The organism is Amycolatopsis sp. NPDC054798 (assembly GCF_053611505.1).
In genome coordinates this window covers 24,385-44,253 of sequence record NZ_JBSHAM010000034.1, presented here as the reverse complement: position 1 = coordinate 44,253, position 19,869 = coordinate 24,385, and the positions used below count along the sequence as shown (strand labels likewise).

Below are 19,869 nucleotides of genomic sequence, written 5' to 3'. Positions count from 1 at the left end.
GCGAACCCTCCTCACTCCGTCGGGTGCTTGGCGAGGATGTCGCGCAGCTCGGAGACGAACCGCAGGGATTCGGCGTGCTCGCGCTGCCAGACGTTGCGTCCGAAGATCAGGCCGGTCGCCCCGGCTTCCATCGCCGAACGCGCCTTGTCGAGCATCGCTTCGTCGCCTGCCTTTCCGCCGCCGGACACCAGCAGCAGCGTCCGGCCCGCCGAGCGCACGACCGCGTCCATCGCCTCTTGCACCGAGAACTGCCTGGCGTAGGCGGTCGGAACGCCTTCGGTTTTCTCCGGATGCGGGTAGTTCACCTTGACCACGTCCGCGCCGAGTTCCGCGGCGGTGCGGGCGGCGTAGTCGACGGCGTAGAACGAATCCCGGCCGCCCTTCGCGTCGATCGCCGAGCCGCGCGGGTACGCCCAGACGATCAGCGGCATCCCGAACCGCTCCGCGTCCGCCCGCACCTTCCGGTACTGCTCGAAGTCCTTTTCCTGAACCGGAGTCCCGACATACAGCGTGTAGCCGACCGCGTCCGCGCCGAGCCGGACCGCGTCCTCGACGGTGGCGTGCACCGGCGACAGCGCTTCCGCGTCGGAGGGGATCTCGGTCTTGCCGTTGAGCTTCAGCACCAGCGGGACCTCGCCGGCGTAGTCCCAGTAGAACTTCTCCGCGAGACCGACCTGGAGCACGATTCCGTTGAACCCGCCTTCGAGCGCGAGCCGGACGATGTAGCGCGGGTCGGCCGCTCCCGGGTTGGCGAAGAAGTCCCGGGGGCCGTGCTCCAGCCCCTGGTCGTAGGGCAGGAAGAACGCGGTCCCGTTGCGCAGCCCGTGGTCGTGGAGAATCCGGTGCAGCCGGGCTTTCTTGCCGGTGCCGAGGCCCAGTTCGCCGAGGCGGGGACGAGAGTGCATGGTTTTCCTCCCTGATCGTCGGGGGCGCTCAGGTGAAGATGATCTGGCCGCCCGCGGCTTTTCCGTAGAATTCGCCGACCGTGATGATGTCCTGCACCTGCTCGATCAGATCGTCCTTTTCGAGGCCGAACAGATCGACCGAGGCCTTGCACGCGTACAGCCCGGCCCCGGTGTCGGAGATCATTTCGAGGAATTCCGGGATGGGCGGGATGTCGAGCTTTTCCATCTTCCGCTCGAGGTACTGCGTCATCACCGACGAGACGCCGGGCAGGCCGCCCGCCCAGGTGGCCAAGTGCAGGCCCGGATTGCCGACGGTCGCCAGCTTGATGTGGTCGTGCCGGGCTTTGTGCACGGCGTCCAAGCCGAAGAAGGTGAAGAACAAGTCGGCTTCGATGCCTTCGGCGCGCGCCCCGTTGGCCATGATCAGGCCGGGGTAGATCGCTTCCAGCGAGCCTTTCGAGATGATGATGGAAACTTTTTCGATCATGCCGGTTCCTCCTCAGATGCAGCCGCGCGGTTTGGGGATTCCGGCTATTTTCGCGGCGAGTTTGGCCGGACCCTTGGGGAAGAGCCGGTACAGGTCTTTGATCGTGACGCCGGAAGTGCGCCCGAGCGCCCGGACGGTCGGGCCGGTGCCCTTCTCCGCGTACTCCCGCCGCATGAACCCGATGACCTTCCAGTGCTCGTCGGTCAGCGGGTCGATGCCGGATTCGCGGGCGATCTCCGGAGCCATCCGTTCGGTCCAGGACTCCGGGTCGGTGAAGAAACCCTCGTCGTTGACAGGCACCTCGGTGCCCGCGTAGGTCGCGGTGGGCATGGGCGTCCTTTCTGGTCAGTGCTCCGCCGCCGCCGGGAATTCCTTGCCCGCACGGGGCATTTCGGCGGAGATGCCGGGGATTTCCCGGCCGGGAAGCAGGCTGTGCCAGTACAGCCAGGAGAACATCAGCTTGCCGAGGTGGTTCAGCCGCGACTCGCGCAGCAGCGGCAGCCCGGCCGCCGCCGGGAAGTGCCCGGGAAGCGGCTCGGTGTCGTAGTTGAAGTCGATGAGCATCGCCTTGTGGAAGCCGCTTTCGATGAAGCAGTTGGTGTGCCCGTCGAATCCGGGGTCCAGCGGACGGCCGGCGAGGTACCGCGCGACGTTGCGCGCCAGCACCGCGCCTTCGAAGTGGGTGACCGAACCGGCCTTCGACGCCGGCACCCCGGCGGCGTCGCCGAGCGCGAAGATGTCGGGGTAAGCCGTGGATTGCAGGGTGTGCGGGTCGACGGAAACGAAGCCGAACTCGTCGCCCAGCCCGGGCGATCGGTCCACATAGGACGCACCGCTGTGCATCGGCACCACCACGGCGAGGTCGAACGGGACCTCGCGGCCGTCGTAGGACACCAGCCTTCCGCCGGCGCCGTCGACCTCGCCGGTGTTGAACTCGGTCACCAGCTCGATGCCCTTGTCCTCAAGCAGACCGGCGAGCGTCTTCGCCGCCACCGGCTTGGTGAACGCGGAATCGAGCGGCGTGACATAGGTGATCCGCACTTCGTCGCGGATTTCCTGCTCGGTGAAGTACCAGTCGGCGAGAAAGCAGAACTCCAGCGGGGCGACCGGGCATTTGATCGGCAGGTCGACCACGTTCACCACGAGGTGCCCGCCGGTGAAGTCGTCGAGCGCGGACGCGAGCGCCATCGCGCCGGCGTAGTCGTAGAAGGTGTGCACTGTCTCCCGCCAGCCCGGACCGGTGAGCCCTTCGGTCTCCTCGGGCACGAGCCGGGCCCCGGTCGCGATCACGAGCGCGTCGTAGGAGAGCGTCGTGCCGTCCGTCAAGCGGACCCGCGCGGCGTCGGCGTCGACGTGGTCGACCGCGCTGCGGTGGTACTCGATCCCCCGGTGCAGCTGCCGCGGCCGGGACCGGACGAGGTCTTCCGGCTGGGCCAGGCCGAACGGCACGAACAACAGGCCCGGCTGGTACACGTGGTCGTTGTCCTGGTCCACCACGGTGATCCGGACCTGCTCGCCCAGCCCGCGCCGCAGCCGGTTCGCGGCCAGCGTGCCGCCCGTTCCGCCGCCGAGAATCACGATGTGCTTGCTCACCGCTCCAGTCTCGAAGCGGCCCGCCGGTCCGGTTAGGGTCTTCGGTCACCGGCGGAGGCGACCAAGGAGGGCCGGTTACCGCAGGGCGACCGTCAGCAGCACCACCGCGTCCTCGAACGCCGTCAGGCCGTGGCGTTCCGGCGGGACGACGGCGAGCTGCCCGCGTTCGAGCGTCCATTCCGCGCCCTGCGTGTGCAGCCGCACAGTTCCCGCGACGACCTGGAGGGTGGCCGCTGGCGGCGAGTCGTGTTCGGCCAGCTCTGCGCCCTCGCTCAGCGCGATCAGCGTCGCCCGCTGAGAGGTTCCGGAAACCAGCGTCCGAGCGGCCCGCCGTGATGCGTGCGCGCGGGCTTCGGCCTGCAGTTCGGCTGCTACCGCGTCGATCGAGGACACTGCCGGGTGCTCGGTCATCACACGTGCTCCCCTCCCCGGCGGACCCGCCAGGCTCGCAGCCGCGCGGTCGCGCCGCTTCGGTACACGATATCGGGCCGGGACAGAAACCCGGGCGACCTGGAAAAGACCTGCCCGGGAGGACTGGGACCGGAACGCGAAGAGCACCCCCGTGATCTTGGCGCTTTCCCAGGAACGCCCCGGATCGCACGTGCGGCCGCCAGCGCAGGATTGGCCGCGAGTGCCTGGTTCCGGTGGGCCGTTCGGATCCCATCGCTGACAAGCCGTCGCTGGCATTTCTGCCGTGGCCGACGCGGCAAGGCTCGGGAGGGGACAGCGATGGTACGTCGGACAGCGAGATGGTGCGCCGTAGCGGCCGTAGCCGGAACCACGGCACTGACCGGTGCGACGGACGCTTCGGCGGCGGACACGATGAACTGGGTCTACCGGGACTACGGTTCGACCGTGGACAAAGCAGTGTCGGCCGTCCAGGCGCCGAAGGCGACGTACGGCGGAACCCGCTGCACCGGTGTCTCCGCCGGGGGCACGCCGGCCGGATTCGGGTACGAGGCCACGATGACCTGCCAGATCCCGACGTTCAGCACCGAGAACATGGTGTACTGGGGCTTCTCGGCCAGCGGCGTCACCTCGGACTCCGCGCAGGCCGCCGCGCTCGAGATCGCCCGCAAATCAGGCGGACCCGGCACCACGATGTGCTCCGCGTACGGCAACTCGATCACCGTCGACGGCGGCTTCGCGATGTCCATCAGGTGCTACGTGCCCAAGATCGACGTCAACCAGTACCTGATCTGGCCCTATCAGGGAGCGGGCACCACCATCGACTCCGCGATGAACTCCGCGGTCGCCAGCATCGGACCCGGCGACCGCTTCTGCACCGGTACCGGCGCCGCCGCCACCCGAGACGGCAACTGGCGAACCGGGATCCAGTGCTACACCCCGAAATAGCCCGCCCGCGAGGCGTCCTGCCGCGCCGGTGTCCCCGATGACGTCGGCGCGGCAGGCTCCCCTGCTCGGAACCGGACAGGATCGACGGCGATCGCGGGGTTCTCGCTAACGATCCCGGCGCGGGGCGGCGTTCTGGCTGAATTTCCCTTGCCAGCTGGCCTGTGCGCCGGAATCGCCGATGCGGTAGACGTCGTAGACAGCCGCGCCGGCCACCAGGATCGCGACGATCGCGAGCACCGTCGTGACCTTCGTCGACGCGGGCGCGAGATAAGTCCTGCGCCGCGCCGCGGTGGGGACCGGCGCCCCGGCGGCGTTCTCCTCCGCGACCTCAGCGTCAGCCTTGTCCGCCATGGTGTTTTCGCGCTGGCGCCACCACACCACGAGCGCGAGCAGAGCGACCGGGATCGCGACCCAGAGCGCCGTGTCGCCCAGTTCGGTGTGATCGTGCAGCAACGGCGTCGGCGCGACCCGGCGCTCAAGCCACTCGCCGGCGTCGGTGGTGATCGGAACCATGATCACCACGAGCACGGCCAGTACGGCATTCGGCCCGGCGAGCTTGCCGCGCGCTTTCGGCCAGACGCTGCTCAGCACCAGCAGCAGCGCGCTTAACGGCAGCAGCACGACAATCGCGTGCACGAGCAGGATATGGGCAGGCAAACCGTTGAGGGTCGTCATGATGTCCTTAATGTGGTGGAGTTTCCCAATTCGGACCGTCCGTGAGGGGAACGGTCACCGGCGCTCGCCGGTCATCCGTAACGCCAAGGCCGGGCAGGCGGCGACGGCCTGGCGTGCGTCGGACCGCACCGAGCCCGGCACCGGCCGTTCGGCGAGCACGGGATAGCCCCACTCGTCGAGGTCGATCAGTTCGGGAAGCAGTTCGGCGCAGATTCCGTGGGCTCGGCAGGCGATCGGGTCGACCCGTAACCGCTGGGAACGCCTTCCGGTCATGGTCATGTCCAGTCTCCGCTTCGGTTGTTCCAGTCCGGCAACGGCAGTACGGCGCGCGCCGCCCACGCGCACGGATGTCCGGCGAGGTGTGCGCGCAGATCCTGCGCGAAGCAGCGCATCGCGCTGGCGGCCAGCCGAACCGCACCGTCGGGATGGGCACACGCTCCACGCCCGGCAATGACCGAGAGCCGGGTACGAAGCCTTTCTCCGGTCTCGGTCGCGGCCTGGCCGCCGAGCACGAGAGCGGTGAAGTCGTCCGCGATCGCGGGCAGGCCGAACATGCACGGCCCACACTGCCGTGCCGATTCGCCCGCCAGGTAGCGCAGCACCCGGGCAGTTTCGGCGAGACCGCAGGAACGCTCGGGCAACACGGTCAGCGTGGCGACGCCCAGTGTCGCGCCCGCCGCGCGGAGGTCCTCATCGGACAGTCGCGCGCGGGTCGCGACGGGCGCCGGCAGCCAGGCGCCGCCGTATCCGCCGAACAGGATCGCCTGGGGTGTTCCGGCCGGTCCGCCTGCTTGCCCGAGAACCTCGGCGACCGGAGTGCCGAGCGCGGTTTCGTACACCCCCGGCCGGGCGACGCCTCCGCCGACGGTGGTCAACGCGGTGCCAGGCGAATCCCAGGTGCCGCATCCGCGGAACCATTCCGAACCGTAGCGGGCGATCAGCGCGAGATGGGCGAGAGTTTCGACGTTGTCGACCAGGGTCGGACGTCCGCGCACGCCGCGTTCGAACGGGCGGGGCGGTTTCGCGGTCGGCCGTGCGTCGCCGGTCTCCAGGAAGTTGACGAGGGCGGATTCCTCGCTAGCCACGTACCGGCCGGGCACCCGCGCCAACCGCAGCGGGATGTCTCCGCCGGCCCGCTCGGCCAGCGCCTTGGCAACCCCAGCTGCGATCGGATCGTCGCGGTGCACGCACAGGATGATCTCCGTCGCGTCGGTCGCCGTCGCGGCCAGCACCGCCCCGTCGATGACGAGGTGCGGCGCGACGAAGAGCAATGCGCGGTCCTTGCCGCTGGCCGGCTCTCCCTCGCATCCGTTGGCCACGACGACGGGGCGGCGGCCACGGCAGACGGCGCGCAGTTTGCGGCCGGTGGGAAAACCCGCTCCGCCGCGCCCGCGCAGGCCGGACGCGTCCGCTGTGTCCAGGAGCCGCGTTCGGCCGTTCCGTCCGGTGTAGTGCTCGACCGGCAGCGGGCCGTATCGAGCACTGTGCTCGGCCAGTCCGGCGGGCCGCCGCGAGTCCAGCCAACCCGCGAGGAGGCGGCGCGGGCGGGCGGGGTCCGGCGGCGGCTGCCCGATGGGCGGCTGGGTGCGGCGAGCTGTGGTCATCACAAGCCTCCCCAAGTTCCTCGCCGGGCCTCGGTGTCGGGATGTCGCACCGTCGCGCGCCACGCCACGGCCGCCGCCGCGGCGAGCACGCAGGCCACGAGCAGCACCCGGACCCAGGCCAGCCGCGAATCGGCACCGCCGATCTCGAAGCCGTGCACCACAGCGGCGGGCCACGACAAGTAGGCGGCCCAGTGCACGGCCTTCCAGATCCGGGCGTTGATCCGCGGGCGCAGCAGGCTCGACACGACCACCGCCGCGAGCAGGTCGAACGCGATGGCCCCGATGCCGAGGGACACCGGGTGATACGTCGAGACGAACGGGACCACCGCGCTGATCCACCGGATGCCCGCGTACGTGTCGATGATCGCCGTCGCGACATGGACCGCCAGGAAGGCGAGCGTGACCAGAGACAGATTCCGGTGGAGCGCGGCGATCGCGAACCGCGGCCACCGCGGCGACGCGAGCCGGGCGCTGGAGACCGCACCGAGAACCACCACCGCCGTGAACAACACCAGCGCGACCAGCCCGGTCGCCCGGCTCACGTACCACAGCCCGTTCACACCGACGCCTCCTCAGCCTGGTCCGGCCATCCGGCGACCCGCACGACATCTCCGTCAACGGCGACCAGGCGGGCGGGCAATCCGCGTTCCGCCAGCCACACCGGTGCCTGTTCGCCGAGCACGACGGCCGCGGTGCTGGCGGTGTTCGCGTCGGCACAAGTGGCCGCGGCCACGGTCACGGTCCGCCAGCGGGAATCCGGAATGTCCCCGGTGCGCGGATCGACGATGTGGTGCACAGTCCGCCCGGCACGCCGCCAGATGCGGCACCCGGTGCTGGAGGTGGCCAGCCCGCCGCCCGCCAGCGCGATCACCGGATCGCGCACGGTGCCGGCGGCGTGGTCGTCGCCAACCGCCACCTGCCATCCCCTGGCCGGCGCGGGTCCCGCGACGGCGAGATCTCCGCCGAGCCCGACCAGCACGCCACAGCCGAGTTCGCGCGCGACGACGGTGCTGGCGCGGTCGGCCGCCCATGCTTTCGCGGTGGCGCCAAGATCCAGCCGGACACCGCGCGGCACGACCACCTCGCCCCGGGACCAGTCCGCGGTGATCCGCCACCAGCCCGGAACCCTGCCCGCGGGCTCGACCGGCCCGGCGAGATCCCGGGCGACCAGGCCGAAGTCCCGGTCGTAGCCGAGATCGCACACCGCCTGGCCGACCGTCGGATCGACCAGTCCGCCGGTCACCTCGGCAGCGCGCAACGCGACCCGCAGCGCTTCGGCGAGCAACGGGCCGACGCGCACCGGGGATCCGGCGTGCCGGTGCAGCGCGGCGATCTCCGCGTCGTCGCGGAACCGGCTGCACGCCTCGTCGACGGCCCGAAGTACGGACCGCAGCAGGTCCGCGGCAGCAGGCAGCCGCTCAGGGTCGGTGACGACGAGTTCGGCAGTGGTGCCGAGCGCGCGGAACCGGGTGCACGCGAGCGGCTCGGCGGCCGTAATCACGACCCGCCCGAACGCGCGACGGCATGGTGCCGGTGGCCGGTCACCGGCGGCTGCGCGGGCGGGCGGATGCCCGGGGGCGCGGCGGCGTCGGCGGGTGCCTGCGGCGGCGGGACCACCGACGTCGAGGAAGTGACCGGCGGAGCGGCAGGCGCCGGCTCGCCCGGGTCGGCGGTCGCTTGCTGGGCGAGCGTCGCGCCGAAGACCGTGGCCAGCGCCGCGCCGCCCAGTCCCGCGGTCCACGTCGCGACCGCGGCGCTGCGCCGTCCGCGGGCGCGGGTCCGGATGCGTTGCCGGTGATTCACGCGGATCTCCTTCTGGCCGGGACGGTGCTGCCAGTCTCGACGGGATTCCTGGGGAAAATCTGGGGGATCCGGACCGGGCCGCGGATGCCGCGCACCGCCGGGGCGGGCACGATTGCGGGATGGACACCGCGCACCCCGGCTCCGGCCGGGTCCTGCTGGTCGAGGACAACGCCGAACTGGTGGCGCTCCTGACCGAACTCCTCTCCGAAGAGGGCTACGAGGTGGAAACCGCCGCGGACGGGCATCGCGGACTGCACCTCGGCCTCGTGCGGCAGTACGACGTGGTGATCCTGGACCGAGGCCTGCCCGCCCTCGACGGCCTCGACGTTCTCGCCCGGCTGCGCGGCAAGGGCGTCACGACACCGGTGCTGGTCCTTTCGGCGCTGGGCAACCCCGCCGACCGGGTAGCGGGCCTGGACGCGGGCGCCGAGGACTATCTGCCCAAACCGTTCGATGTGGACGAACTGCTCGCCAGGGTGCGCGCGCTGCGCCGCCGGCACCTCGACGTGGCGCGAGTGCTGCCGGTGGGGTCGATGCGGCTGAACCTGGACACTCGCCAGGTGGGGCCGGGTCCCGGCGCCGGCCTGGGCGAGCCGGTCCGGCTGTCCGAACGGGAATGCGCGCTGCTGGCCGCTCTCGCGGGCAGGCCGTCTCGCGTCTTCACCCGGCGCGATCTGCTCAGCTTGGTCTTCCCCGAGGCCGACAGCGAGGCGGTGGTCGACACCTACGTGTCGTACCTGCGCCGGAAGCTCGGACGCGCGGTGGTCGCGACGGTCCACGGACGCGGATACCAGCTGGGCACGCCGTGAGCCGGGCTCCGGCTTCCACCGAAGCGAGACTGCTGCGGCGCGCGACGTGGCGGCTGGGGCTGCAGGCCGGGTTGTCCGTCGCGGCGATCGTCGTGCTGTTGTCGGGCCTCGCGGTATTCATGGTGCTGCGCAGCCAGCAGAACGATGTCACCACGCTGCTGCGGCAAGCCGCCTCGCAGGCCGACGACGTAGAGGATCCGCCTGCCGGGGTCTGGCTCGCCATCCAAGGACAAGACGGCCTGACCTCGACGCCCGGCACGCCGGGCGTCCTGCCGGACCGGACGGCACTGGCAAGCGTCGCCAAAACCGGGGTGGCGCGAACCGACGAGGTCCGCGGCGGCGGCGCGGTCTACCAGGTCTACACGCAGCAGCGAAACGCGCAGACCGTACAGGCGGCGATGGACCTGCGGTCGAACAACGACGAACGCGAGCGGCTTCTCGCAGCCATGCTCGTCAGCGGCGGCCTTGGCCTGGTGCTGGCCGTGGGCGCGGGCGTGTGGCTCGGACGGCGGGCGGTCGCACCGATGGCCACGGCGCTGGGCATGCAACGGCGGTTCGTGGCCGACGCCAGCCACGAACTCCGCACCCCGTTGACCCTGCTGTCCACCCGCGCACAGGTGCTGCGGCGGCACCTGCGGCGAGGCGACTCCCGCGAGCGCCTGACCGCCGAAATCGACGGAGTCGTCGCGGACGCCGGGCATCTCACCGACATCCTCGAAGACCTTCTGCTGGCCGCCGACGTCCGCGCGGACGGGCTGACCGCGACGATCGACCTCGTGGAACTCGCCGCCAGCGCAGCTGCCGCCGGGATTCCGGCCGCGGCCGAACGTTCCGTCGTCATCGAGGCACGGCCGACAGTGCCGACGCTGCTCGTGCGCGGCACCCGCGGCGGCCTCCTGCGCGCGGTGACCGCGTTGGTCGACAACGCCGTCGCCCACGCCCGTTCCTCAGTCACCATTGCGATCAGTCAAGCCGGGAGCACCGGTGTCGTCGAGGTTTCCGACGACGGACCCGGCATCGACCCCGCTGTCCTGCCTGGCCTGTTCGAGCGGTTCTCCTCGACCCGCGCCGGTTCCGAGCCCTCGCCTCGGCGGCACTACGGCCTCGGACTGGCCCTGGTGAGCGAGATCGCCGAGCGGCACGGCGGCCAGGTCTCCGCCGGAAGCAACCCCGGCGGTGGAGCGCTGCTGACCCTGACCCTGCCGTTGGCCGCGGCCGATCCCGAACGATAAGCCATCGCGCGGCCGGACCCGTTGCGGCAGAACACTTTTCCGCAGGGCCTGGCCGGCCGCGACGTCGTGCCCTTTCCGGGTTCGCGGTGCTGGAAACTCCTCCCAGGTGTCCGGCTCGCTCGGGTGAGCGATACCCCCGGGGGCATAATCAATGCCCCCGGGGGTATCCTGGAGCTCCAGGAAAGGAGCAACCATGCAGCTGAGCCTGTCCCGCACCTACGAAGGAGCGGGCTTCGACGACGTCATGGCCAAAACGCGGACCGCGCTCGCCGACGCCGGGTTCGGAGTGCTGACCGAGATCGACGTGCAAGCGACCATGCGAGAGAAACTGAACGAGCGGATGGAGCGCTACACCATCCTGGGCGCGTGCAATCCGCCGCTCGCCCACCGCGCCCTCACGGCCACCAGGGAAATCGGATTGCTGTTGCCCTGCAACGTAGTCGTCCGCGAGAACGGAGCCGAGGGCACGATCGTCGAGGCGGTCAATCCCGCGGTCATGGCCGAGGTCGCGGACGTCACCGAGGTGGCCGAGGAGGCTGCCGAACGGCTCGAGTCCGTGCTCGACGCGCTCGATCGGGAGCTGGCATGACCGAAGTGGTGCTCTACGGGGATCCGGTCTGCCCGTTCGCCTGGCTCGCGTACCGCTGGCTCGCCGACGCGGACGTGGAGTTCTCCTTGCAGCCGATGAGCCTCGCTGTGCTCAACGAAGGAAACACTGTGCCGGAGGCGCACCGCCAACGGGTCGAGGACTCGCTGCACGCGGGCCGGGTCCGCGCCGCGATCGAAGACCCGGCCGCTGCCGCCCAGTTCCACCTCGCACTCGGCCGCCGCCTTCACGAGCAGCGGCAACCGTTGGACGACGCCTTGCTCCGCGCGGCCTTGCGCGAAGCGGGATTGCCGGAAGAGCTGGCGGACAAAGCGAATTCCGCCGCCGCGGACCCGGCCGTGCGCAGCGCGCACCAGGCAAGCCAGGACGCGCTCGGCGAAACCGCGGGCAGCCCGATCCTCAAGATCGACGGCCGCGCCTTCTTCGGCCCAGTGCTCACCGAACTGCCCTCCCCCGCCGAAGGCCGCGCCCTGTTCGACGCCCTGCGCGCCGTCGCGGCCGTACCAGCCTTCGCCGAACTCCGCCGCCCGCGCTCCGGCGCGCCGACGATCCCGGAAGGATGACCATGTGCCGTCCCGTTCCTTGCCGCACCTGCGGCAAAACCACCTGGGCCGGATGCGGCCAGCACGTCGACCAGGTCAAAGCCGCCGTGCCCGCCGGACAGTGGTGCCCCGGACATCCCGCCGAACCCCGGTCGCGCTCCTGGCCGTGGCGCAAACGCCGATCTTGAGCACATACCCGCCGGGGTATCGTCGATTCCGTAGGCCAGACAGGAAGAGGACACCATGATCGGCGACCAGGACACCGTCACCCAGGTCCGCAACCGGCTCCGCCGCGCGCAAGGCCAGCTGGCCGGGGTCATCGCGATGATCGACGAAGGCCGGGACTGCAAGGACGTGGTCACCCAGCTCGCCGCGGTCTCGCGCGCGCTCGACCGGGCCGGGTTCAAAATCATCGCCAGCGGCCTGCGCGAATGCGTGTCCGCCGACAGCGAGGGCAACGAAACCGCGATGACCGAGGAACAACTGGAGAAGCTCTTCCTCACCCTCGCCTGAACCGGCCCGACGACGTCAGCTCGCCGCCGTCGCGCGCCCGAGCCGGATCGCCGAGACGAGGAAGAAGATCCCGCCCAGAACCGCGTAACCGGCCACGTTCGCCAGCGACGGGTTGGGCGCCGCGGCGCCGATGATGAAGCTCGCACCGGCCAGCACGGAGATGCCGCCGCTCAGGATCATCGGCCACTGGCCGCCCATCGTGTGCCGCCCGATCGCCACGATCAGCTGAACAAGACCGGACACGATCGCCCAGGCGCCCCACACCCGCAGCACCACCGGAATCCCGGCCGCACTGGCGATCGCGAGGCCGATCCCCGCCGCCAGGCTGATCGCGATGTTCACGTACAACCCCGCCGCACGGGAAGAGCGCGCGTCCACGACCGCCGCGGCGACGTCGAACAGCGGGTACGCGACAACCAGGACGACCCCGATCGGGCCGACGTGCGATTTGGCCGTGAGGAACAGCAGCGCCGCCCAGACGACAGCGAACGCGAACCGCACGAAATACAGGCGGCGCAAGGCGCTCGCGGTTCCGGCGGCGGGCGAGTCAACGAGGGTCACGATGATCCTTTCGAAGCTCAACGAGATAGAACGTTCGTTCTCCCATTGAGCTTGTCGACACCCCCGGGCAGCGTCAAGACAGGATGGTCTTTCCGAATTGTTACGGGTCGGCCGGGGAACCGAGGCGGAACCGGAGGATGCCGTCGACGCCCTGAAGGAACGTCTCGCCGACCCCGGCCGAGTCCGTCAGGCAGCCCGACGCCATCGCCCCGTCGCGCAACAGCACGAAATGCCGTGCCGCCGGTTCCGGCGGGGTGGCGCCGATCTGGGAGAGCAACTCCGTGACTGTGCGGAGGAACCATGCCCGGTGCGTCAGGACGGCTTGGTGCACAGGATGTTCGCGGTCCGGGTATTCCGCTGCCGCGTTGAGGAAGGCGCAGCCGCGGAAGTGCGCCGACTGGATGCTCTCGGCGATCGACCCGGCGATGGCGCGCAAGGCGTCGGCTGCGGGCGGATCGCCGGCGAGGATCTGGCCGATCCCGTCGCGCTCCATCTCCGAGACACCCTGCAGATACGCGACGACGAGGTCTTCCTTGCCGGGGAAATGCCGGTACAGCGTGGCCCGGGTGACCTTCGCCTCCGCCACGATCCGGTCGATCCCGACCGAGTGGAGGCCTTCGGCATAGAAGATCCGGGTGGCCGTCGCGAGCAGCCTCGACCGTGCTTCGGACACCCGGATCTTCTGCACCACAAGGGCAACGCTAGCAGAGAGAACGGTCTGCCTCCCCGGCTCGCGCTGCCTGGCCAGCAAGCCGGACCGAGGCGGCTCCGGGACCAACGGTGGCAGCAGGCGCGCTCGGCAACGCGCGACGACCGGCTCCCGGCCGCTCCCCCAGCCGACGCTCAGCCCACCCGGAATGTCGCGCTCGTTCAGGGGCGCCGCCATGCCTGGCGAGGAACCAAGGTCCACGGCAGGCATGGCCTTGTCCTCCTGCCCGGGACAGGGCCGCCGCACAACCATGGACTGGATCCGGCGATCCGACCCGGGAGGACCCGATGGCCATGAAGAACCGCGTCCTGGCGGCAGTCCGGCAGCGCACCGGCAAAGACGCGCTGCGCACGTTCAACAAGCACATCCTCAACCCGGCCATGCTGCTCATCGCCGGGCGCCGGTTCTGGTACGCGGCGGTGCTGCGGCACACCGGACGCCGCACCGGCACCGCGTACGCGACCCCTGTGGTCGCCGACCGCGTCGAAACCGGCTTCATCATCCCGCTGCCTTACGGGACACGAACCGACTGGATCCGCAACGTCCAGGCCGCCGGCCACGCAGCCCTCGAGGTCCGCGGAGAAACCTACCAGGTGGCTGCGCCGGAGATCCTCGACGCGGCAGCCGCTCTCCCGCAGGTCCCACCCGCACATGCCCGGGTCTGGCGGCGCCTGCGCATCGAGCACTACCTCAAGCTGACCGTCGACACCGGTCGGCCCGGCTGAACCGGCATCCGGCCGCGCGGCGCGGCAGCGCCGCCGCAGCAAGAAATCGGCGCTCCGCAGCGGGGAGGAATCGCGATGCGCGACTCTGCCCAACTCACGCGGGCGGTCCGCGCTTCGCGAAGGACTGCCCGTCGCGCCGCCGCACCGGGCGAACGGCGACGACTCGCTGGCTGGCTGCTGCTGGCGGCTGGAGCCGCGTACGCGGCTTGGCTGCTCGAATTCCTCCTGCCGACCGGGTTGTCGCCGGTCAGCGGCTTCGTCAGCGAACACTACCCGGTTTTCCAGCCCTATCAGCAACTGTTCCGGGCCGGGGACCTGGTCGCCGGAGCCGGTTACCTCGCCGCGGCCTGGCTACTACGGCGGGTCTTGCCGTCGAGCGGCGCGGCCGCAGTGACCTGGGGCAGCCTGATCGTCTTCGGTGCCGCCACCATTGCCGACGCGGCCTTCGTCCCGGACTGCGTGTCCACTGTGGATCCCGTCTGCGAGCGTCGCGAATTCGCCGGACAGGTCTCGTGGCACCACCTGACGCATCTCGCGGCCAGTGCGACCGCGCAACTGGCGGTCATCGGCGTCGCCTTCGCGCTCAGCCGTCTCGCCGCCCGAACCGGCTCCCGGCGGGGCCGCGCGCTCGTGCGTGTGCTGTTCGTGCTCTGGGCCGTCGCCGGAATCGGGTGCCTGGCGTGCTACCCGTTCGGCCTGACCGGCGTCCCGCAGCGGATCCAGCTGCTGGTCATGTCCGCAGCCACGATCGCGGCGGCGGTCCGTTGCCTCCGCGGAAACGGCCGGGGGCCTGGCGGTCGCAAGCCCTCCGCACAGGGGCCGGCTGCTCTCGCCAACCGCGGCCGCGCGGCGCGAACCGGGCGTACAGACATGCACCGCGACGAAGCGGACAGGCGAAGCGCCAAGGCAGGCAAAGCCCGAGCCAGTCGTGAAGCCCGGCCACATCAGCGTCGTCGAGCTGACGGATTGCCCGCGGGCGCCCCGCGACCCCGGGCTCGACACCGCGTGGCGAACAGCCGAACGGCGCGCCACCGGTTCCCGGCGAAACCCGGCACTGCGCTGGATCCGCCGTGACGGCCGCGCCAGGGACGTCGCGCCCCGGTCGGCGGGCCGGCGAAGCCCGTCACGCTCGTGCGTCCACTGTGGACTCGAACGTCGTCTTCCCCGCCGCCGGGCACTCCCTCGGCGGCGGGTGCGTCCCAGCCTGGTTCCGGATCGACCTGCCGGAGGTCATCAGCTCGACGAGTGTTTCCTTGTCGGTCTCGGCCGCCTGCCGGACCCCGGCGAGCCGCCCGAGGTACAGCACGGCGACCCGGTCTGCCACGCGGAGCACGTCGTTCATGTTGTGGGACACCACGAGCACCGCCGGGCCGCGGTCGGCGAGGCTGCGCACCAGCCGCAGCACCACCTCGGTCTGATGGACTCCGAGCGCGGCGGTCGGTTCGTCCATAATGACGAGCTTCGACCGCCGCAGGAGGGCTTTCGCGATTGCGACCGCCTGACGCTGCCCGCCGGACAGCAGGCCGACCGGCTGGCGCACCGACCGCAGCGTGGTCACCCCCAGCTCCGCCAGCGTCTTCCGCGCGGACAGCTCCATCGTGTCCTCGTCGAGTACGCCGCGGCGGCGGAGTTCGCGGCCCAGGTACATGTTCTGGACGACATCGAGGTTGTCGCAGAGGGCGAGATCCTGGTACACGGTCTCGATGCCGAGTGCCGCCGCGTCGCGCGGCGTCCGCAAGGACACCGGCACGCCCTCCCATCGAAATTCCCCGCTGTCGGGCGGATTGATCCCGGCGATGCACTTGACGAGGACCGACTTCCCCGCGCCGTTGTCGCCGACGAGGGCCGTGACGCGGCCTCCCGGGATGTCGAGGTCAACGCCGGCGAGCGCTCGCACCGGACCGAAACGTTTGGCGATCCCCCGCAACCGGAGCAACGGCGGTGCGTCCCCGGGCGGCGATCCGGCGACGCTCCGTTCCGCCGCGGCGGTCACCGCGGCCCCCTGGCTCGCCCACCGCCCGTTTTCCCGCCGGAAGGCGCTTTTCCGGCCGGTTCCCGCCGGACCCCGGTCACGGTTCGCGCTTCCGCGCCGTCGCCTGGCTCGGCCCGCCCGCCGCTCGATTCTCCTGCGCGCTCATCGCCGGTCCCTTTCGCCGCAGCTGTTTCCGGACTCCAGCAGACCGGTTCCCCGCCGGGCCGGGAAAGGGTCCGCGTGCCCCTGACCGGACGACCAAGGCCCCGGTCGCTGGCGGTCGGTTGCCGCAGGGCCGGACCAGACGACATTCGGCCCTATCCGGTCACCGCCCGGATTCCGCAAGCTGGACGCGCTGGCGGGGTACCGGCGGTACCGGTCCCTGAGGATCTCCGCGGCGAGGTGTCCGTGTTCGCTCGTGTGGTGTGGTCTGCGACCGTCGGGTGTGCAAGCGTGATCTGCGCGCTCGCCATATTCTTGGTCCCGGCCGCGGTCCTGGCCGGGACCGCCGGCGCGATTCTGCTCGTAGCGTGCTTCGGGTGGCTGTGCGCCGAAGGCACCCGATGGGGGCGGCAGTGGCTCATGCCGCGCCTCTCCGCCCGGACGGCCGCCGCGTGCGCGGCGGCGCTGACCGCATCCTGTCTGGTGACAGCTACCGTCGCGATGCTGGCCGGACCCGCGCTGGCGTTCACTGCCACGGGCGCGCTGCTCGCGGTCGGGGTCTGGTCAGGCCGGCGGAGGACGCGCACCCGCCCGCAGCCGGCGGTCCGGTGCCGTAAACCGGCGGGGAAGAAACCTGCCGAGGAGATCCGCGCCTGCCCGGTGCCGGTCGATTCGCTGCCTCTCGACCAGCTGTGCCTGCTGTGGCGCAGGAGTTTCGTCCAATTGCAGCGCGCCGCCGACGAGCGGGCGCGCCACGCGGTGGTCGCGGCCCGGCAGGCATACCTCGACGAACTGGAACGTCGCGACCGGCCGGGATTCGCGCGCTGGCTGGACAGCGGGGCCCGCGCCGCCGGGGATCCGAGCCGGTACGTGCGTCCAGTCGAGTAGAACGGCCCGGACGTCCGCGGCAGCGAGCGGGGTCAGCTCTCCGCATCCGCCGGCTGCGGAGCGAAGCGACGGAGGAACCAGTCGCGAGCGAGTGCCTCGAACTGTGCGAGCGCACCCAGTTCCTCGAACAGGCGGGACGCCCCTGGCGCGACGACGAGCTCGTTCGGGCAGCGCAACGCTTCCCGCGCTCGCCGGTTGAGGTCGAGCACGACACTGTCGCTGCTGCCGACGATCAGCAGCGTCGGACAGGTCACCAACGCGAGGCGGGGCGCGGCCAGACCAGGACGGCCTCACAGGGAGGCCACCACCGCGACATCGCCGGGAGAACCGGCCGCCGCCCACAGCGCGGCCGCCGCACCCGTGCTGGCGCCGAAGTATCCGAGCGGCAGCGCTCTAGTGTCCGGCTTCGTCTACTTCAGCCACCGCGTCGCCTCTGCCAGCCGGAGGCCGAGCAATCCGGCGTCGAACACCCGGGTGCGGTCCCGTTCCTCCCGCGGCGTGCGCAGATCGAGCAGCAGCGTGCCCAGTCCTGCGTTGTTCAGGAACGCGGTTGCGCGGGCTGTGCCTGCTGCTGCCGTGTGCGAAGACCACCAAGCCCGGCCGGATCGGGCGGCAGTGCCAAGCTGCCCGCCAGCCGGACGTCCCCGGCGGAAAGCTCGACGTCCTCTTCGCGAGACGGCGGCGGGCCACGATCCGCCCGGTCGAGGAGATCGGCGACCTCGTCTTCGGAGACCTGCTCGAAATGCCGGTACCACTGGCCGACCGAGCGGAACCGAGCCGGAGCTTCCAGGCAGGCCACGGCATCCGCTTCACTCCGGAGCGAACGGATCGCCTCCCGCGAAGCCACTGGAACGGCCAGGACCACCCGCTTCGCGCCCTGCGTGCGAGCCATCCGGCACGCGGCTCGCGCAGTGGCTCCCGTCGCCGCGCCATCGTCCACGATCAGCGCGACCCGGCCGCTCAGCGCGATCCGCCCCCGGCTGGAACGCAGCCGCTGCGCGCGGCACGCCAACTCGGCGCGCGCGACCCGCACGGAATCGTCCAGATCTTCGGCGCTGAGCCGGGCGCCGCGGACCACGTCGTCGTTCACGACCTGGATTCCGCCCTCGCCGACCGCGCCCGCGGCCACCTCGGGCCGGCCCGGGACCGGGACCTTGCGCACCAGGAGCACGTCGAGCGGAGCTGCCAGGGTCCGCGCGAGCGCGAACGCGACCGGCACCCCGCCCCGAGGCAGCCCGAGTACCACGACATCCTCGCCGCGCAGTGCTGCCAAGCGCTGCGCGAGCCGGCGTCCGGCGTCCGCGCGATCGATGAACAGCATCACGGACCTCCTCTCCGCCGCACCCGTTTCCCCGCGAAACCCGGTTGCCGGTCCAGGCGGTTCGGACAAGCACCCGCACCTCGAACGCGGTGCCGCTCCGGACCGCCCTCGGGCGACCGGGTCCGCGGCGAAGGCGGCCGGTCGTGACCGGCCGCCTCTCGTCTCACGCTGCGCGACGCAGGTTCTGGGACCGCTCGATCGTCTGTGCTTCGTCGGTGTGCTTGCGGGACAGACCTTCGAAGTACAAGAGGATCTCGCGCCAGAAGTAGGCCGCGCCGGCGACGGCGAGGCCGGTGAACACGATTCCGAGCCCATGGCTGCGGACCGCGATGCCCCACGCGCCGAACAGGTCGAAGTCCGCGATCCACGCGATCGCGATGCCCAGCACGACGAACGCAACCGCCCAGAGTTCCCTGGCCAGGGTCAGCCAGCGGGCCGCGACCGCGGACAGCGCCACGATCCCGAGCCCGAGCATGACGAGCATTCCGAAGGCTTGCATGACAATCCTCCTGGTTTCCGCCTTCCGGTCGGGCTCAGGATGCCCGGCCGCCGCGCGGGGCAATAGGGTCCAAAGCCGTCTGCCGGCCCCGCCGACGACCAGTTCCGGACTGCCGAATGACCCTCGGGCCGCCGATCCGGCGCGGGCGAGGGCCAAAGTTCCGGCCCCGGGCCCTTCTCCTCTTTCGCCGGAGCGGTCGACCCGGCGAAGGTGGGGTTGCCAGCTCCGGAAGGAGGGCCCCATGACCCGTCATCCCGATCCGCTCGCCCACGCGCACCAGACCGCGCGGCGCTGGTACGCCACGATCGCGCACCACCTGGGGACCGACGATCTCCCTTACGTGCACCGGGCGGTCCGCACGTGGCTGCATCTCGTGCGCGACCGGCTCCCGGTCGACAGCACCGTCCACTTCGGAGCCCAGCTGCCGGAGTTGCTGCGCGGGATCTACTACGACGGGTGGACGCCCAGCAAGGCGCCCGTCCGCTACGACGCCACCGTGTTCGTTTCCCGGTTCGCCGCCGAAGCCGCCATCGGAGCGGCTGACGTGCCCGCGGCGGCCGGAGCCGTCTCGGCCGGACTCGAAGCGCTGTGTTCGCCCGGCCAGCTCGACCATGTCTTCGCGCTGCTGCCGGAAACCCTCCGGGGCGAACTCGACGGAGCGCCGCAGGCCGCTCCTCCCCGGCCGCCCGCCGCGCGCGACCGTTTGCGGATCACCGCGCTGGAGGACAAGCTCGAATCGCTGGCCGACGCGGTCGGCGCACTCGCCCGAGGCCTCGAACAGCTGCCGGACAGCGAACCCGGCACGGGCGCCCCGGCGAAAGCGGCGCAGGAGGCCCATCGCATTCTGCTCGCGCGGGACGGGCCGCGTACCTGAACGCCGCTGGCGGCAGACGTCCGATCTCCGCT

General features: G+C 71.1%; 27 protein-coding genes. 10 read left to right on the top strand and 17 right to left on the bottom strand.

Features of this window, described 5'->3' with window-relative positions:
* Positions 1 to 11: 11 nt before the first annotated feature.
* The 5 genes from ACWGIC_RS21800 to ACWGIC_RS21780 form a co-directional block, all read right to left on the bottom strand.
* Positions 12 to 905 (bottom strand): class I fructose-bisphosphate aldolase, encoded by an 894-nt coding sequence (locus ACWGIC_RS21800; RefSeq protein ID WP_452077774.1) that lies wholly within the window; start codon positions 903 to 905, stop codon positions 12 to 14.
* A 28-nt stretch (positions 906 to 933) separates the two neighbouring features.
* Positions 934 to 1,392 carry a DsrE/DsrF/DrsH-like family protein gene (locus ACWGIC_RS21795; protein ID WP_452077773.1) on the bottom strand — a complete coding sequence of 153 codons (459 nt, stop codon included), beginning with the start codon at positions 1,390 to 1,392 and terminating at the stop codon, positions 934 to 936.
* Between the two features lie 12 nt (positions 1,393 to 1,404).
* Positions 1,405 to 1,722, bottom strand: coding sequence for a TusE/DsrC/DsvC family sulfur relay protein (locus ACWGIC_RS21790; protein ID WP_452077772.1), 318 nt, complete (start codon positions 1,720 to 1,722; stop codon positions 1,405 to 1,407).
* 15 nt (positions 1,723 to 1,737) lie between these two features.
* Complete coding sequence (sqr, locus tag ACWGIC_RS21785) at positions 1,738 to 2,985, bottom strand: type III sulfide quinone reductase, selenoprotein subtype (protein WP_452077771.1); 1,248 nt, start codon at positions 2,983 to 2,985, stop codon at positions 1,738 to 1,740.
* Between the two features lie 75 nt (positions 2,986 to 3,060).
* A complete protein-coding gene (locus ACWGIC_RS21780) occupies positions 3,061 to 3,396 on the bottom strand; it encodes a hypothetical protein (protein WP_452077770.1) in 336 nt (111 codons plus the stop codon).
* 318 nt (positions 3,397 to 3,714) lie between these two features.
* On the opposite strand from ACWGIC_RS21780, the gene ACWGIC_RS21775 reads away from it, so the two are divergent.
* Entirely contained in the window at positions 3,715 to 4,341 is a 627-nt protein-coding gene (locus tag ACWGIC_RS21775; protein ID WP_452077769.1) for a hypothetical protein, read from the top strand.
* A gap of 105 nt (positions 4,342 to 4,446) precedes the next feature.
* Here the strand turns inward: ACWGIC_RS21775 and ACWGIC_RS21770 are convergent, their stop codons facing one another.
* The 6 genes from ACWGIC_RS21770 to ACWGIC_RS21745 are packed head-to-tail and all read right to left on the bottom strand — an operon-like array spanning position 4,447 to position 8,423.
* On the bottom strand, positions 4,447 to 5,016 hold the full coding sequence (locus ACWGIC_RS21770) for a DUF2231 domain-containing protein (protein ID WP_452077768.1): 570 nt from the start codon (positions 5,014 to 5,016) through the stop codon (positions 4,447 to 4,449).
* Between the two features lie 54 nt (positions 5,017 to 5,070).
* Complete coding sequence (locus ACWGIC_RS21765; protein WP_452077767.1) at positions 5,071 to 5,295, bottom strand: ferredoxin; 225 nt, start codon at positions 5,293 to 5,295, stop codon at positions 5,071 to 5,073.
* A complete protein-coding gene (locus ACWGIC_RS21760) occupies positions 5,292 to 6,620 on the bottom strand; it encodes an NADH-ubiquinone oxidoreductase-F iron-sulfur binding region domain-containing protein (RefSeq protein WP_452077766.1) in 1,329 nt (442 codons plus the stop codon). Before ACWGIC_RS21760 ends, ACWGIC_RS21765 begins: the two co-directional genes overlap by 4 nt.
* A complete protein-coding gene (locus tag ACWGIC_RS21755; RefSeq protein ID WP_452077765.1) occupies positions 6,620 to 7,180 on the bottom strand; it encodes a ferric reductase-like transmembrane domain-containing protein in 561 nt (186 codons plus the stop codon). The genes ACWGIC_RS21760 and ACWGIC_RS21755 overlap by 1 nt, the downstream gene beginning before the upstream one ends.
* Positions 7,177 to 8,121 carry an FAD:protein FMN transferase gene (locus ACWGIC_RS21750; RefSeq protein ID WP_452077764.1) on the bottom strand — a complete coding sequence of 315 codons (945 nt, stop codon included), beginning with the start codon at positions 8,119 to 8,121 and terminating at the stop codon, positions 7,177 to 7,179. Before ACWGIC_RS21750 ends, ACWGIC_RS21755 begins: the two co-directional genes overlap by 4 nt.
* The gene (locus ACWGIC_RS21745; protein ID WP_452077763.1) at positions 8,118 to 8,423 is read right to left on the bottom strand and encodes a hypothetical protein; all 306 of its coding nucleotides are present in this window, start codon (positions 8,421 to 8,423) and stop codon (positions 8,118 to 8,120) included. Before ACWGIC_RS21745 ends, ACWGIC_RS21750 begins: the two co-directional genes overlap by 4 nt.
* A 119-nt stretch (positions 8,424 to 8,542) precedes the next feature.
* Here ACWGIC_RS21745 and ACWGIC_RS21740 point away from each other — a divergent pair, with 119 nt between their 5' ends.
* The 5 genes from ACWGIC_RS21740 (at position 8,543) to ACWGIC_RS21720 (ending at position 12,126) form a co-directional block, all read left to right on the top strand.
* Positions 8,543 to 9,232, top strand: coding sequence for a response regulator transcription factor (locus tag ACWGIC_RS21740; RefSeq protein ID WP_452077762.1), 690 nt, complete (start codon positions 8,543 to 8,545; stop codon positions 9,230 to 9,232).
* Positions 9,229 to 10,464 (top strand): sensor histidine kinase, encoded by a 1,236-nt coding sequence (locus ACWGIC_RS21735; protein ID WP_452077761.1) that lies wholly within the window; start codon positions 9,229 to 9,231, stop codon positions 10,462 to 10,464. The genes ACWGIC_RS21740 and ACWGIC_RS21735 overlap by 4 nt, the downstream gene beginning before the upstream one ends.
* 193 nt (positions 10,465 to 10,657) lie before the next feature.
* Positions 10,658 to 11,053, top strand: coding sequence for a DUF302 domain-containing protein (locus ACWGIC_RS21730; protein ID WP_452077760.1), 396 nt, complete (start codon positions 10,658 to 10,660; stop codon positions 11,051 to 11,053).
* Positions 11,050 to 11,634: a mycothiol-dependent nitroreductase Rv2466c family protein gene (locus tag ACWGIC_RS21725; RefSeq protein WP_452077759.1), complete on the top strand. Its 585-nt coding sequence runs from the start codon at positions 11,050 to 11,052 to the stop codon at positions 11,632 to 11,634. Before ACWGIC_RS21730 ends, ACWGIC_RS21725 begins: the two co-directional genes overlap by 4 nt.
* 222 nt (positions 11,635 to 11,856) lie before the next feature.
* Positions 11,857 to 12,126, top strand: a complete 270-nt coding sequence (locus tag ACWGIC_RS21720; protein WP_452077758.1) for a metal-sensitive transcriptional regulator — start codon at positions 11,857 to 11,859, stop codon at positions 12,124 to 12,126.
* Between the two features lie 15 nt (positions 12,127 to 12,141).
* On the opposite strand, the gene ACWGIC_RS21715 is transcribed toward ACWGIC_RS21720, so the two are convergent.
* The gene (locus ACWGIC_RS21715) at positions 12,142 to 12,690 is read right to left on the bottom strand and encodes a hypothetical protein (RefSeq protein WP_452077823.1); all 549 of its coding nucleotides are present in this window, start codon (positions 12,688 to 12,690) and stop codon (positions 12,142 to 12,144) included.
* 97 nt (positions 12,691 to 12,787) lie between these two features.
* Positions 12,788 to 13,360, bottom strand: coding sequence for a TetR/AcrR family transcriptional regulator (locus ACWGIC_RS21710; protein ID WP_452077822.1), 573 nt, complete (start codon positions 13,358 to 13,360; stop codon positions 12,788 to 12,790).
* 329 nt (positions 13,361 to 13,689) lie between these two features.
* Between ACWGIC_RS21710 and ACWGIC_RS21705 the strand changes: the two genes are divergently transcribed.
* Positions 13,690 to 14,121, top strand: a complete 432-nt coding sequence (locus ACWGIC_RS21705; RefSeq protein ID WP_452077757.1) for a nitroreductase/quinone reductase family protein — start codon at positions 13,690 to 13,692, stop codon at positions 14,119 to 14,121.
* Positions 14,122 to 14,196: 75 nt separating this feature from the next.
* Entirely contained in the window at positions 14,197 to 15,195 is a 999-nt protein-coding gene (locus ACWGIC_RS21700; RefSeq protein ID WP_452077756.1) for a DUF998 domain-containing protein, read from the top strand.
* A 49-nt stretch (positions 15,196 to 15,244) separates the two neighbouring features.
* Here the strand turns inward: ACWGIC_RS21700 and ACWGIC_RS21695 are convergent, their stop codons facing one another.
* Positions 15,245 to 16,114 (bottom strand): ATP-binding cassette domain-containing protein, encoded by an 870-nt coding sequence (locus ACWGIC_RS21695; protein WP_452077755.1) that lies wholly within the window; start codon positions 16,112 to 16,114, stop codon positions 15,245 to 15,247.
* Positions 16,115 to 16,675: 561 nt separating this feature from the next.
* Between ACWGIC_RS21695 and ACWGIC_RS21690 the strand changes: the two genes are divergently transcribed.
* Positions 16,676 to 17,143 carry a hypothetical protein gene (locus ACWGIC_RS21690; RefSeq protein WP_452077754.1) on the top strand — a complete coding sequence of 156 codons (468 nt, stop codon included), beginning with the start codon at positions 16,676 to 16,678 and terminating at the stop codon, positions 17,141 to 17,143.
* A gap of 32 nt (positions 17,144 to 17,175) precedes the next feature.
* Here ACWGIC_RS21690 and ACWGIC_RS21685 read toward each other — a convergent pair whose 3' ends face one another.
* The 3 genes from ACWGIC_RS21685 to ACWGIC_RS21675 form a co-directional block, all read right to left on the bottom strand.
* Positions 17,176 to 17,397, bottom strand: a complete 222-nt coding sequence (locus tag ACWGIC_RS21685; protein ID WP_452077753.1) for a hypothetical protein — start codon at positions 17,395 to 17,397, stop codon at positions 17,176 to 17,178.
* Between the two features lie 284 nt (positions 17,398 to 17,681).
* On the bottom strand, positions 17,682 to 18,464 hold the full coding sequence (locus ACWGIC_RS21680) for a phosphoribosyltransferase (RefSeq protein ID WP_452077752.1): 783 nt from the start codon (positions 18,462 to 18,464) through the stop codon (positions 17,682 to 17,684).
* A gap of 163 nt (positions 18,465 to 18,627) precedes the next feature.
* Positions 18,628 to 18,963, bottom strand: a complete 336-nt coding sequence (locus ACWGIC_RS21675; RefSeq protein WP_452077751.1) for a hypothetical protein — start codon at positions 18,961 to 18,963, stop codon at positions 18,628 to 18,630.
* A 241-nt stretch (positions 18,964 to 19,204) separates the two neighbouring features.
* Here ACWGIC_RS21675 and ACWGIC_RS21670 point away from each other — a divergent pair, with 241 nt between their 5' ends.
* The gene (locus tag ACWGIC_RS21670) at positions 19,205 to 19,837 is read left to right on the top strand and encodes a DUF2267 domain-containing protein (protein WP_452077750.1); all 633 of its coding nucleotides are present in this window, start codon (positions 19,205 to 19,207) and stop codon (positions 19,835 to 19,837) included.
* Positions 19,838 to 19,869 lie beyond the last annotated feature (32 nt).

What these genes read in the sequence shown, in the direction of transcription:
- ACWGIC_RS21800 (WP_452077774.1), bottom strand. Translation starts at nt 905, where the DNA reads ATGCACTCTCGTCCCCGCCTCGGCGAACTGGGCCTCGGCACCGGCAAG.
- ACWGIC_RS21795 (WP_452077773.1), bottom strand. Translation starts at nt 1,392, where the DNA reads ATGATCGAAAAAGTTTCCATCATCATCTCGAAAGGCTCGCTGGAAGCG.
- ACWGIC_RS21790 (WP_452077772.1), bottom strand. Translation starts at nt 1,722, where the DNA reads ATGCCCACCGCGACCTACGCGGGCACCGAGGTGCCTGTCAACGACGAG.
- ACWGIC_RS21780 (WP_452077770.1), bottom strand. Translation starts at nt 3,396, where the DNA reads ATGACCGAGCACCCGGCAGTGTCCTCGATCGACGCGGTAGCAGCCGAA.
- ACWGIC_RS21775 (WP_452077769.1), top strand. Translation starts at nt 3,715, where the DNA reads ATGGTACGTCGGACAGCGAGATGGTGCGCCGTAGCGGCCGTAGCCGGA.
- ACWGIC_RS21770 (WP_452077768.1), bottom strand. Translation starts at nt 5,016, where the DNA reads ATGACGACCCTCAACGGTTTGCCTGCCCATATCCTGCTCGTGCACGCG.
- ACWGIC_RS21765 (WP_452077767.1), bottom strand. Translation starts at nt 5,295, where the DNA reads ATGACCATGACCGGAAGGCGTTCCCAGCGGTTACGGGTCGACCCGATC.
- ACWGIC_RS21760 (WP_452077766.1), bottom strand. Translation starts at nt 6,620, where the DNA reads ATGACCACAGCTCGCCGCACCCAGCCGCCCATCGGGCAGCCGCCGCCG.
- ACWGIC_RS21740 (WP_452077762.1), top strand. Translation starts at nt 8,543, where the DNA reads ATGGACACCGCGCACCCCGGCTCCGGCCGGGTCCTGCTGGTCGAGGAC.
- ACWGIC_RS21730 (WP_452077760.1), top strand. Translation starts at nt 10,658, where the DNA reads ATGCAGCTGAGCCTGTCCCGCACCTACGAAGGAGCGGGCTTCGACGAC.
- ACWGIC_RS21725 (WP_452077759.1), top strand. Translation starts at nt 11,050, where the DNA reads ATGACCGAAGTGGTGCTCTACGGGGATCCGGTCTGCCCGTTCGCCTGG.
- ACWGIC_RS21720 (WP_452077758.1), top strand. Translation starts at nt 11,857, where the DNA reads ATGATCGGCGACCAGGACACCGTCACCCAGGTCCGCAACCGGCTCCGC.
- ACWGIC_RS21705 (WP_452077757.1), top strand. Translation starts at nt 13,690, where the DNA reads ATGAAGAACCGCGTCCTGGCGGCAGTCCGGCAGCGCACCGGCAAAGAC.
- ACWGIC_RS21700 (WP_452077756.1), top strand. Translation starts at nt 14,197, where the DNA reads ATGCGCGACTCTGCCCAACTCACGCGGGCGGTCCGCGCTTCGCGAAGG.
- ACWGIC_RS21690 (WP_452077754.1), top strand. Translation starts at nt 16,676, where the DNA reads ATGCCGCGCCTCTCCGCCCGGACGGCCGCCGCGTGCGCGGCGGCGCTG.
- ACWGIC_RS21680 (WP_452077752.1), bottom strand. Translation starts at nt 18,464, where the DNA reads ATGCTGTTCATCGATCGCGCGGACGCCGGACGCCGGCTCGCGCAGCGC.
- ACWGIC_RS21675 (WP_452077751.1), bottom strand. Translation starts at nt 18,963, where the DNA reads ATGCAAGCCTTCGGAATGCTCGTCATGCTCGGGCTCGGGATCGTGGCG.
- ACWGIC_RS21670 (WP_452077750.1), top strand. Translation starts at nt 19,205, where the DNA reads ATGACCCGTCATCCCGATCCGCTCGCCCACGCGCACCAGACCGCGCGG.